A 12,940-nucleotide genomic window follows, 5' to 3' on the forward strand; every position below is an offset into this window, starting at 1 on the left:
AGAGGTATATATTATCAAGCTTCTATAGAGTATGTCAAAACAGCGGTGTAAATGCATTTTGCGTGCACTCTGCTTGTCGTTCTCTCTCGCTCGGGGGGGGGGGGGCAGTCGTCTAAGTGTTTTGACGCTCTCTGCGTTGTTGAAGCATCTCTCATTTCCAATCGAAAACATTCAGCGAAGGCTCTGCCTGCATCTTCTCTGTAAGGAGGTGCGGGCGGGGCCTTTTGCTTTGCGTGCCCTTTGCATTAAAGGTGAGCAAAGACAAACAAAATTATCTATCCAATTATCAAATATTAAAAACAAAAGAATTATGAAGAAAAAAGTATTATTTTCGCTCATTCTCGCCATTATGGCGACAATGTGGGCAGGTACTGCGCAGGCGCAGACAAAGTACTACCTTTGGGTTGCAGGTACGCAGGTAACTTCCGAAAATTGCGGAGACCTATCTGTAATTGATGGCGTATCGGGTACAGCAAAGTATGATGATGCCACCAAGACCCTCACCCTTGAAAATGCCACCATTCACAGCACGGCAGAAAAAAATGAAACTATAAATAGTGGCATCTGTAGTGGTATCAGTGGTCTGACTATCCGTCTCGTTGGCAATAACACCATTACAGCAGAGAAGAATATAGGTATGGCTAATAGTCATGAGAGAATTCTCACCATTATGGGTGAGGGTAAGCTCACAGTGAAAGGTTCGACCACGGCAAGCAATGAGTCCTACCAAGCTGGCATTTCAAATAGTGGTACCATTACCGTGAGCGGTTGCACTTTGGAAGTAAGCGGTGGTGCGTGTGGATTGGCTTATGGCTACTGGAAATTCGACCGCTGTACCGTGCGTGCCAAGGGCAGCGGTCGCAGCAATGATAGCGACGCAGGCAGTATCAACGCCCTATTTGGTAAGCCTGAATTTACCGACTGCGCCATTACCACTCCTGAAGGAACGTACTGGAGGCAGTCCCGTGGTGGTGGCAATTGCTATCTCTATGGTGCAGATGGTAAGCCTGTAACGGATTGGGTAACCATAGAGAAATCGGATGTAACCATCTATAACTTCAAGATTGCCGGCACACAGGTAACTTCAGCAAACTGTAACGACCTTTCCGTGATTGACGGTGTGTCGGGCAAAGTGAACTACGACCATGCGACCAAGACTCTCACGCTTGCCAATGCCACCATCAGCAATAAAGATACAGAAGATGAGCATGGTTGGGAAAAAGGCACTCTGGGAAAATCCGCTGGCATCTTTAACGAGGTCGATGGACTAACCATTCGTCTTGTTGGTAACAATACCATTACTTCTGAAAAGAGTATAGGCGTATGGAATGCTGACGGCAAAATTACTTTTATAGGTGACGGCAAACTCGCTGTGAACGGCTCAACCACATCGAACGACAATTTTTATAAAGCTGGTATTTTGAACAATGGTAGTATCATCGTGAGAGGCTGTACTTTGGAAGCGAGTGGCGGAGTGTACGGACTGACTCAAGGTGGCTGGAAATTTGACCATTGCACGGTGCGCGCCAAGGGTGGCGGTAGCAGCGATAATGAGAATGCGGGCAGTATAGGTGAGGTATATAGCTATTGGTTCGCTAACTGTGCTATTACAGTTCCAAAAGGAACCTACTGGAAGAACTTCCTTCTCGGTTACGCCTCTTTATCCTCTCTTTTCAGCGCAGACAACAAGGTTGTAACCGACTGGGTAACCATCGAGCCCATAACCGAGTACGAACTCTGGGTAGCTGGTACAAAGGTTACTTTGGACAACTGCAACAACCTTTCAGCGATTGATGGTGTATCGGGCACTGTGAAGTACGATGATAATACCAAGATTCTCACTCTTGAAAATGCCTCTATTCTGAACACGGCAGAGGAATACGGTGATGGTAGAGGTAGTGGTATCAACAGTGGAATAGACAACCTGCTTATCCGTGTCATTGGTAACAATACCATTACTTCTGAAAAGAGTGTGGGAGTATGGAATGGCAATCGCTGCCGACTTTTTATAGATGGTGATGGCAACCTCAAGGTGAACGGCTCAACCACGGAAAATAAAAATGACCTTTCAGTGGGTATTCTTAATCATGGCACCATTACCGTGCAAGGTTGCAGCTTGGAAGCAAGTTCCGGAACATGCGGATTAGCTGGTGGCAACTGGAAATTCTACCGCTGCACGGTGCGCGCCAAGGGTGGCGGAAGCAGCAATGATACGTATGCAGGCAGTGTGAGTTGCTTATACAAGAAACCTAAGTTTAAAGGTTGTGCTATAACCGCCCCCGATGGACTCTACTGGAAAGAGTCCTCAAAAGACAACGGCGACGTTCGTTATTCTCTCTTCGGTGCAGATGATAAGACTGTAACCGACTGGATAACCATTGAACCCATAACCGAGTATTACGACCTCTTTATTGCTGGCAATAGGGTACATCCTGGCAATCTCTCTTTGAATGATGGTATAATGGGCAAGGTAATGTACGACCATGCGACCAAGACCCTCACCCTTGAAAATGCCACCATTCACGACACAGAAAGATTTGGTACTGGTTGGTATGAACCATGTGGGATCGGAAACTATATCGATGGATTAACCATTCGCCTCATCGGAAATAATACCATTATCTCAGAGAATGGTGCGGGAATATTTAATAAAGGACGTAACGCTTTTCTCACCATTGTTGGCGATGGTAAACTTACAGTGAAAAGCTCAAACGAATACGATGTGGGAACCATTCGCAACTTGGGTACCATCACTATGAGCGGCTGTACTGTGGAAGTGAGTGGAACATCCTACGGAGTTACTGAGGGCTCCTGGAAGTTCGATCGTTGCTCTGTGCGTATTAAGGGTAGCACTCTTGGTCATGTGTTTCGCGATAGTTTCTATTGGATATGGGATAAACCAAAGTTTACTGGCTGTGCTATCACCGAACCAGTGGGAGCCTATTGGAATTGGGAAGAGGAGTATGGTGTCTACATTCTCCGTGATGAATTAGGCAATAGGGTAGCCGATTGGGTAACCATTACCCCCGACCCCAATGCCATCGAAACACCAACTGCCGACACTACCGCCAAGCAAGGCATCTACAGTCTTAGCGGTGTGCGCCTGCAAGGCGAACTGAACAACTTGCCGAAAGGTGTGTATATCGTGAATGGACGAAAGGTTGTGAAAAAGTAGCTGAAATACATCACTCGTGGTATGCGATTGTATACCACGAGTGATATACAGGCATATATCACGAGTGGTATATAAGAGGTACTATTATATAACCCGTTGGCGGAATTAATTTAAGTTGATAAACATAAATAAAAAGTTGTACATATCATTGATTTTTAGTAACTTAGTAGCATTAAAAACGTTAAGTTCAAACCATCGTATGTGCAACCTTTATACAAAATTCGTCAAAATACTTGAGATATACAAGCAACTCTCTGAAAATCTCGTCTACGAATCGGGTAACGTTCCACGCCGTGGTCCTGTTCCTAAATTTTCGGACTTAGAAGTGGTAGCATTGTCCCTGAAGGCAGAGGCAGAGAGCATTGATAGTGAGAAGTGGCTGTTCGACTATAAATTGCAAGAGTACAAGGATAGCATTCCCAATCTCATATCAAGGAGACAATTCAACCCAAATTGGTCGTTAGACTTCTTCGAGATTTGCGAGCTAATGGCCGATTTGGGTTAAAGGAAAAACCAACAACCTAAACAGAATAAATCTAAGCCATAAAAAACTACCATTAGAAAAGAGTAACTAAAAATAATAGAAAACTCTTGCATAAATAAAATAAAAACGCTAACTTTGCATCAGTTTTAAAATACCCAAGGTTTCCGTTCTGGAAACCAACAATATCACAACAACATTAAAAAATTCGCACACATATTAATTTATGTATAGTAAAGAAGAATTATTGAACAAAGATATTTCCGAATTGGAAAATATCGCTAACGAAATTGAAGCTGAATATAAAAAAAGCGATGATAAGGAATCTATTATCTACGCTATTTTAGATAGACAAGCTATTGATGCCGGAGCAACACACCCCCTTTCGACAGCAAAAAGAAAACGTACAAGGATAGCACGCAAAGAAACTGACAAGGTTTACACCGTAAAAGGCAAAGAAGGCGAAAACTTTGATGTACAAAAGAATAAGTCTGTAGGGACACCACAATTAGGGTTGTTCAAGGATATGCCAATAGAAGAAGCAAGCATAGAGGAACAACCAACAGAAGAACCTGTGGAAGCACCTAAGAAAAGAGGTAGAAAAAAGAAGGAAGAAACCACCGAAGAGCGTGCCGAACCAAAGAAAACAACACGCAAAAAGGCTGTAAAAGAAGAAGCAATAGAGCCTAAAAGCGAACCTATGGCAGAAGAAACAAGTGCTGAACCAACAGAAGCGGTGGCTGAACCAACCCAAATGGCAGAACCTTCTGAAGCATTTGTACAAGAAGCGGTAGCTGAAATGGCGGAGGGGGAAAACATAGAAAACGAAGCCCCTATATATAATAATGTGGAAGCGGAAGGAGCCGACTTTATTCCAGAAGCGCAATTTGCAGCACAATTAGAGACGGAAACAAATACTGCTGATGAGGGACTGATAGCCCAATTGCAAGCAAAAGTAAATGCACATAACGAGCAAAAAGAAGAGGCTCCTATGGCAGTAGCTGACGGTGTATGGGAGGGAGACCCAGGCGATGGAACCGATTTCATCACCGTTGTGGATATTCCAATCGAAGATCAAGGCGTAGTGCCTAACTATGATATGTTTGATAGACCAACCAATGCAATGGCGCAAGTTGCTCCATCATTCTATCAAGAACCTGCTCCACAAACTCCAGCCGAAGCTTACGACTTTGCTGATATTATCAAAGCCAATGGTGTGTTGGAAGTAATGCCCGATGGATATGGATTTTTGCGTTCAAGCGACTACAACTATCTTTCGTCACCTGACGATGTATATGTTGCAGCCAATCATATAAAGAGTTATGGATTGAAGACAGGTGATGTAGTAGAATGTCACGTGCGCCCTCCACACGAAGGCGAAAAGTATTTCCCACTCACAAGCATTGATAAGATAAACGGACGACTTCCTGCCGAAGTACGTGACCGTGTATCGTTCGAACATCTTACTCCGCTCTTCCCTGAAGAGAAGTTTACACTTTGTGGAGATGCTCGCACAACCAATCTTTCTACACGTATCGTAGACCTTTTCTCGCCTATCGGTAAGGGACAGCGTGCGCTAATCGTGGCACAACCTAAGACGGGTAAAACCATACTGATGAAGGATATTGCCAACGCCATAGCTGCCAATCACCCAGAGGCTTATCTGATGATGCTCTTGATTGATGAACGACCTGAAGAAGTTACAGATATGGCACGCACAGTCAATGCTGAAGTTATTGCTTCTACCTTTGATGAACCTGCTGAACGTCACGTGAAGATTGCAGGAATTGTATTGGAAAAGGCAAAAAGAATGGTGGAGTGTGGACACGATGTAGTCATCTTCCTCGACTCTATTACACGTCTTGCACGTGCCTACAACACTGTTGCGCCTGCTTCGGGTAAGGTGTTGACGGGTGGTGTTGATGCTAACGCATTGCAAAAGCCTAAGCGTTTCTTCGGTGCAGCTCGTAACATTGAGAAGGGAGGGTCGCTTACCATCATCGCAACCGCATTGATTGATACAGGTTCGAAGATGGATGAGGTTATCTTCGAAGAGTTCAAGGGTACAGGTAATATGGAATTGCAGCTCGATCGCTCATTGAGCAACAAGCGCATCTTCCCATCTGTCAACCTTGTACAGTCAAGTACTCGTCGAGACGACTTGTTGCAAGACCGCACAACCATCGATCGTATGTGGATACTCCGTAAGTACATCGCTGATATGAATCCTATCGAGGCAATGAACTCTATTCACGACAGAATGGTGGGCACACGCAATAACGATGAGTTTTTGATGTCGATGAACGGATAAGAGATACAAGTTTTTTTTAATAATATGATAGGCATTGACTGCTTGAATAGTAATCGCTGTTCGGTAGTCGATGCTTTTTTATAACCGAAAAATAGCGACCAACTGATGGAGGTATAGCGAATGAAAAACTAATATCAAAGGAGCATAGCGGGCGATATGACTGCGGAGATAGGTGAAATAAAGCCAAAATAAGGTGCAAAGACGAAGAAAAGCATAACATCTAAACGCTTTAAAAAGCCTTTGAGGGCTAATGACCGATTTGGGTTTAAATTGATATAGATTAAGAATATCTCCTAAAAGGGCTGAAACCGCTGCTTTTTACATATATTTCTTTAGAAACATTTGGTAGTTACATAAAAAATGACTACCTTTGCATCGCAATTCAGGAACAAGATAACATAAATGCTTATTTCTTTATTGTATGGTTAATATCGCGGGTTGGAGCAGTTGGTAGCTCGCCAGGCTCATAACCTGGAGGTCGCATGTTCGAGTCCTGCACCCGCAACTACTGATAAGATAAGTCACTCATTTGGGTGACTTATTTTTTTATCTATTCGTCAAATGCTGCGAATAGATTTAGCTGAGCTCTATTTGTAATTTGATTTGGTCTTCCACTTCTTATCAAATTGGTAAGCGAAGTATGTAATTGCTGCAATGCAGATAATATCTAAAGCAAAAACTAATGTGCTTTCTTGCGGCTGTAATATACTTCCATAAGATTGAGAACCTAAGACTTGAGTACATAAAAGAGAGACGATGGGGAAATGGAATATATAGATATACAGTAAGCATCCAATATTAGCCGACTTTCACACCAACAAATAACCCTTATATGTCTGGCAGCATATAAGGGTTATTTGTTATTTGAAGTTTGAAGGTAGCATTTTCGTGAGTTCCTCCTCCGTCATGTCGGGCAGGGGTCTTGAAAGAACTTCCTTCATCCATTTGTATGGCTCTNGTGAATTCAACAAGCAAGTGCAAATTTACTTAATTAGTTCGTAAAAGCACTCATATGGTGTTCTAAATTCTAATTTCTTTCTTGGTCTCATGTTAATTTTCTTTGAATACTTTGTTATTTGTTGATGACTGACATGTTCAAACGTTTCTTTTTTTGGCACGTATTGTCTAATCAGTCCGTTAGCATTTTCTATAGCCCCTTTCTGCCATGAAGCGTATGGGTCAGCAAAATAGACGGTGACACCAAGGCTTTTGCTTATCATTTCATGGCAAGCGAATTCTGTGCCGTTGTCCGTTGTAATAGACTTGACATACTCTTTGAATGGAGATAGCAAATGTATTACAGTGCGTGCTAACTCCTTGGCATTCTTTCCCTTTTTAAGTTTTCTCATAAATAGCATATTTGTACTGCGTTCTATCAGTGTCACAATAGCACCATGATTTCCTCTTCCAACAATTGTATCCATCTCGAAGTCCCCAAAGCGTTTTCCGTCAACTTCAGTAGGTCTCTCGCTGATACTTGTTCTATTGGGTATGGATATACGTCTGCTACCAACAGGCTTGGCACGATGCTTTAGCTTGTGACGACAGTGTTTATATAGTGTTCCACCTTTTGCCTTGTCCTTACGTATCGTACGATATATGGTTTCATGGCTAATACGTTTACCTTCCTTAGCCAACACGCCAGATATTTGTTCAGGAGACCATTGTTCTGTAATAAGAAGACGTATCGCTTCATCCATAACATCCTTTTTGATTGAATGATTGCCTGGCTTTTTTCGCTTTGTGAGAGCTGCATTTGCTTGGGCAGTTTCCCAATTATACTGTCCTTTGGTCCCACTATTACGTTTTATTTCACGAGATACTGTACTTGGACATACTTTTATCGCTTTCGCAATATCTTTTAATTTAATTCCATTTTGGAGTAGCACAGAAATTGTGTACCTTTGCTCCGAGGTTAATTGTTTGTACATAACAATGCAAAATTAATTAATCTTTGGGAGACAGAGGTCTCCCTTTTTTATTTTTTAAGCATTGCTTGTTGATTTTCCACTCATGGGGGCTGCTCGCCCCCAAACCCCTCGGTGTTTTCTGGTATAGATTATTAAGCTAAACCTACACCTGAAATTGCAGTTCTATGTTGAACTTGTGTTCCACCTGAGCCAGGGAACCCTCTTTGGCCCACTGCTCGTCAAAAAGCGTACCCGCCCAGCCGCTTGCACTCTCAGGCAGGCGTTTCTCGCTGCGCCTGCCAAATACCATGCGCTCAAGTTCAAGAATACGACGGGACTTTCGTTCCAGCTCAGCATCCTTAATCTTAAGCTCNTATACATGGATATATTGCCAAGGACAACAAGAGTTTGCGAGTGGAATAAGCGTGATAACTTTCCACCTTCAAATGCAAATACATAGAGCAAAAGGGCTGCAAAAAATATATCTAATGTGTATTTTACTTCTTCATAGCGTTCCCATAAAATAGCATTTCTGCCTATCCACCATCCTATGGCTAAGGCGAAGACCATAGTTTCGGCAAGCGTTCCATTTGTTTTCTTTGCTGTTATAGGGGCGTGTTGTGGGGCTGAAGTGTTGTAAACAAACAAGTAGCAAAGCAAAATTCCGATTTCAAAATCGAAGATACGGAAGAAAGGAGAGGCGTGTGCAAAGAGATCAAAACTACTATTTGCAGCTATGAAGCGGAAAGGAAAGAGCAATAAAAGACGGAGAACAAAAACGATTAAGAGGTATTTTTGTGCTTCTGAACGTGTTGTTATAAATTTTCTGTTAAGGTGTTCGAGCAAGGGATACAGCGCATAAAGAAGGAGTAGGGTGGACAAAAACCACCACGGATTGTTGAAGGCACAACTTATGCTCGACATACTTGAGGCACTTTGAAGTAAGGTAAGCCGAAACCATAAACTTAGCACAAGTGTTTGGAATAACCGTTATGCCCTGTGTGTGCCAACGAATGAGCAATGTAGATGGTAGCATTAAGAGAAGTGAAAGTACATACCACTTGTATAGTTTTTGCATCTTTCGCATACCAAATTTATAGCCTCTCCATAGCGTCCACGTTCTTTCCATACAAGGAGTGTGGGTTGTTTGGTATTTGTAAGTGAGCCCAAAACCCGACATAAGGAAAAAGAAATGGACGGCTAACGACCCATTATGAAAATAAGAAGCATATAGATTGGGAGTTTCTATGCCCAAAAACTCGAAATGAGAGATGACCACCGTAACCATCATAAGGAAACGTAATCCCGTTAACGCATCTATTCTTTTTGGGTGCATTGCTGTCTTCTTATATTCTATTGGCTAAATTTTATGCTTTCTTCAGTCGCATTAAGAAAGTATTTTTCTTAAGAATGGGGTAGTGTAGCTCACCTTGTTGGCTGCCACCTCTTCGGGCGTACCTGTTACCAATACTTGTCCGCCACCTCGTCCGCCTTCAGGACCGATGTCGATAATGTGGTCGGCAAGTTTTATAACATCAAGGTTGTGCTCGATAATGAGCACGGTATTGCCTTTATCAACAAGTTTTTGAAGCACACCCATTAGTACTCTAATATCCTCAAAATGAAGTCCCGTTGTGGGTTCGTCAAGGATATAGAGCGTTTTACCTGTATCTCTTTTCGACAATTCAGTAGCCAATTTTACACGTTGGCTCTCACCACCAGACAGGGTAGTGGAACTTTGTCCCAGTTTGATATAACCTAAGCCCACATCTTGTAAAGCCTTTATCTTAGGTAAGATGAGTGGAACGTTTTCAAAAAACTCTACTGCCATATTTACAGTCATGTCCAATACATCGGCAATAGATTTACCTTTAAAGCGCACTTCCAAGGTTTCACGATTGTAGCGTTTGCCGTGACAAACTTCGCAAGGTACCATTACATCGGGAAGGAAGTTCATCTCTATGGTACGATAGCCATTTCCGCCACACCCTTCACATCGTCCTCCCTTAACGTTAAACGAAAATCGCCCTGGTTTGTAACCACGAATTTTAGCTTCTGGAAGACTTACAAAAAGGCTGCGTATGTCTGAAAACACGCCTGTGTAAGTTGCAGGATTGCTGCGTGGTGTGCGCCCTATCGGGCTTTGGTCTACATTCACGACCTTGTCAATGTTCTCTATTCCTTCGATAGCATCGTAAGGCATAGGCTTTTTAAATGAGCGATAGAAGTGCTGCGAGAGGATAGGTTGGAGCGTTTCGTTGATGAGTGTACTCTTTCCAGACCCTGACACACCTGTTACAACAATAAGTTTGCCAAGCGGAAACTCTACATCTACATTTTTCAGATTGTTACCTTTGCAACCTCTCAGCCAAATGCTTTTGCCGTTGCCCTTGCGTCTTTCTGACGGAATAGCAATGCTTTGTTCACCATTAAGATATTGTGCTGTAAGGGTATGGGTAGCCATCATATCGGGATAAGACCCTTGAAAAACCACTTCGCCACCACGTCGTCCAGCCTTAGGACCAATGTCCACAATCCAGTCGGCAGCTTTCATCATATCTTCATCGTGCTCTACAACAATTACGGTGTTGCCAAGGTCGCGCAAGTCTTTAAGCGACTTGATTAGGCGGTCGTTGTCACGCTGATGAAGTCCGATAGAAGGCTCGTCAAGAATGTAAAGTACGTTCACCAATTGCGAACCTATTTGGGTTGCCAAACGTATGCGTTGGCTTTCTCCGCCCGATAATGTGGCACTCTGACGATTGAGTGCAAGATAATCTAAGCCCACATCTAATAGAAAATTGATGCGTTTACGAATTTCCTTTACTATCTCTGCAGCAATGCGTTGTTGCTTCTCGTTCATGTGTTCTTCTACCTCTTCCACCCACGCTTTTAGGTCGGTGATGTCCATAGAAGCGATTTCGGCAATGTTTTTATTCCATATCTTGTACGACAATGCTTCACGATTGAGGCGTTGCCCCTTACATTCTGGGCAAGTACGGTCGGCAATAAACTGGTCTGCCCATTTCTTTCCTGCTGCCGTATCATCGTTTTCCATTACGGTACGGAGATATTTTATCACGCCATCAAAGGCCACAAAGTAGTCGGAGTTGGTATGTACCAACTCTTTAGCTATCTTTACTTTCTCTAACGACCCATAAAGTATTTCGTCTAAACCCTCCTTTGGAATGTTCTTAATAGGAGTCTTTAGCGTGCAATTATATTTCTCTAAGATAGCCCTAATCTGCCAAAAAATCATTTGATTTTTGTATTTCCCAAGGGGTATAATACCGCCTTCGTGGATGTTTTGTTTTGTGTCGGGGATAACCTTATTTAGGTCTATTTCGCTGATGACACCCAAGCCTTTGCAGTGAGGGCAAGCCCCTTCGGGTGAGTTGAATGAAAAGATATTAGGTGCAGGGTCTTTGTAAGCGATGCCAGTTACGGGGTCCATTAATCGTTTAGAGAAATATTTTGCCTCGTTCGATTCTTTTTCCATCACCATAATGAGCGATTCGCCTTGTTTCATAGCTATTGCCACGGTGTGCGAAACTCGCTCTTTTATAGCGTCTTCTGCCGTTTCGGGCAGTTTCATTTTGTCGATTACTACCTCTATGTTGTGGTTTTTATAGCGGTCGACTTTCATTCCGCGCGTTATTTCCAATACTTCTCCATCTACCCGTATATACAAATAACCCTTTCTACGCATCTGTTCGAAGAGTTCACGATAATGACCTTTACGATTGCGCACCAAAGGGGCAAGAATGTAAATAGCCTTGCCTGCATATTCGGAACATATCATTTCCACAACACGCTCTTCAGTGTATTTTATCATTGGTTCGCCACTCATATACGAGTAGGCTTTACCCGCACGAGCATAGAGCAAGCGCAGATAGTCGTATATTTCGGTTGTTGTGCCGACAGTGGAACGTGGGTTCTTGTTTGTAGTCTTTTGCTCAATGGAGATAACGGGCGACAACCCAGTAATCTTATCTACATCAGGGCGTTCCATTCCTCCAAGGAAATTGCGCGCATAAGCCGAGAATGTTTCTATGTAACGGCGTTGTCCTTCGGCGAAAATGGTATCGAAAGCCAGCGAACTTTTGCCCGAACCAGAAAGTCCTGTAAATACAATCAAGGAGTTGCGTGGCATTGTTACATCTACATTCTTAAGGTTGTGCACACGTGCTCCCAATACTTCTATCTTATCGTTCATTCTTAAAGTCTAAAGTCTTAAATCTTAGTTGTAGCCAAAAGCCAATTGCAAACATTCAGAACGATGCTTACAACTTTGCTTTATTCTTCTTTTTTATGGCATACTATTTGTGGTTTCGGTGTATGAGCGGAGTAGATTTATATCCCGTTTGATGTGGAAATCTCTTCCATCTGCGCCCTTTGCTTTTACATTCACAAAGTAGACACCTTGCGCCACAGGTTTACCATTATATGTTCCGTCCCATCCTTTATTGGGGTCGTCCCATTCGTAAATCTTATTTCCCCAACGATTGAATATTACGGCGTGAAACTCTACAATACTCTTAAATCCCTTTTTGGCTTTATAAACATCGTTGATGCCATCACCATTGGGCGAAAATGCGTTAGGAAAAACCAATTCGCTTTCGCTAATTGATACCGTGATAGGGTCGTACACGTTCACCGTATCCGAGCCAAGTATCTCATACAGACGCACTTGGAACGAACCTGCTTGCGTGAATGTATAATCTGTATTTTCCTCATAGCGCACAAGAAACGCTTGCTGCATATTCTTTTGGTCGAAGAAATGCCATTCAAGTTGAGTACCAGCAGGCAATCCGTTAGTGGGGTTAGCGACAAAATGAACCTCTAATGGCGCAGACCCTGAGAACCCTTGCGCTGGAGTTAGCTTTTCTTCGTTTCCATCTTCAGTTTTGTACGTTCCGTATGGGTCGCACGATTGTGCCAAACTGCTATGTACAAAAAGCATTGCTACCATAGCCAAGGATATTTTGATGAATATTGATTTCATATTATGTTTATCTTATTGTTTCTAAGTTTTCTATCCATTGATTAAATCGTGGAGACTT

At 42.8% G+C, this 12,940-nt stretch carries 8 protein-coding genes, 1 tRNA gene and 1 pseudogene; 4 read left to right on the forward strand and 6 right to left on the reverse strand.

Annotated elements, in window-relative coordinates; genetic code table 11:
- The first annotated feature begins 310 nt into the window (after nt 1-310).
- The 4 genes and pseudogenes from CZ367_RS09705 (at nt 311) to CZ367_RS09720 (ending at nt 6,472) form a co-directional block, all read left to right on the forward strand.
- A complete protein-coding gene (locus tag CZ367_RS09705) occupies nt 311-3,175 on the forward strand; it encodes a hypothetical protein (RefSeq protein WP_144005977.1) in 2,865 nt (954 codons plus the stop codon).
- 124 nt (nt 3,176-3,299) lie between these two features.
- A pseudogene (locus CZ367_RS09710) lies at nt 3,300-3,623 on the forward strand (IS982 family transposase); the annotation flags it as partial.
- Nucleotides 3,624-3,882: 259 nt separating this feature from the next.
- Nucleotides 3,883-5,967, forward strand: coding sequence for a transcription termination factor Rho (gene rho / locus CZ367_RS09715; RefSeq protein WP_077196703.1), 2,085 nt, complete (start codon nt 3,883-3,885; stop codon nt 5,965-5,967).
- A gap of 432 nt (nt 5,968-6,399) precedes the next feature.
- Nucleotides 6,400-6,472: transfer RNA gene (locus CZ367_RS09720), tRNA-Met, on the forward strand.
- 355 nt (nt 6,473-6,827) lie between these two features.
- On the opposite strand, the gene CZ367_RS16570 is transcribed toward CZ367_RS09720, so the two are convergent.
- From CZ367_RS16570 to CZ367_RS09745, 6 genes are all read right to left on the reverse strand, one after another.
- Nucleotides 6,828-6,938 carry a hypothetical protein gene (locus CZ367_RS16570; protein WP_317041828.1) on the reverse strand — a complete coding sequence of 37 codons (111 nt, stop codon included), beginning with the start codon at nt 6,936-6,938 and terminating at the stop codon, nt 6,828-6,830.
- Between the two features lie 12 nt (nt 6,939-6,950).
- Nucleotides 6,951-7,898 (reverse strand): IS30 family transposase, encoded by a 948-nt coding sequence (locus CZ367_RS09725; RefSeq protein WP_077195399.1) that lies wholly within the window; start codon nt 7,896-7,898, stop codon nt 6,951-6,953.
- Between the two features lie 142 nt (nt 7,899-8,040).
- Nucleotides 8,041-8,187, reverse strand: a complete 147-nt coding sequence (locus CZ367_RS16290; protein WP_237581669.1) for a hypothetical protein — start codon at nt 8,185-8,187, stop codon at nt 8,041-8,043.
- Between the two features lie 519 nt (nt 8,188-8,706).
- The gene (locus tag CZ367_RS09735; RefSeq protein WP_077196705.1) at nt 8,707-9,213 is read right to left on the reverse strand and encodes an acyltransferase family protein; all 507 of its coding nucleotides are present in this window, start codon (nt 9,211-9,213) and stop codon (nt 8,707-8,709) included.
- Nucleotides 9,214-9,264: 51 nt separating this feature from the next.
- Nucleotides 9,265-12,093 carry an excinuclease ABC subunit UvrA gene (gene uvrA / locus CZ367_RS09740; protein WP_077196706.1) on the reverse strand — a complete coding sequence of 943 codons (2,829 nt, stop codon included), beginning with the start codon at nt 12,091-12,093 and terminating at the stop codon, nt 9,265-9,267.
- 93 nt (nt 12,094-12,186) lie between these two features.
- The gene (locus tag CZ367_RS09745; RefSeq protein WP_077196707.1) at nt 12,187-12,882 is read right to left on the reverse strand and encodes a T9SS type B sorting domain-containing protein; all 696 of its coding nucleotides are present in this window, start codon (nt 12,880-12,882) and stop codon (nt 12,187-12,189) included.
- Nucleotides 12,883-12,940: the final 58 nt, after the last annotated feature.

Origin of the sequence: Prevotella ihumii (assembly GCF_900155655.1) — a bacterium.
Taxonomy (GTDB): domain Bacteria; phylum Bacteroidota; class Bacteroidia; order Bacteroidales; family Bacteroidaceae; genus Prevotella; species Prevotella ihumii.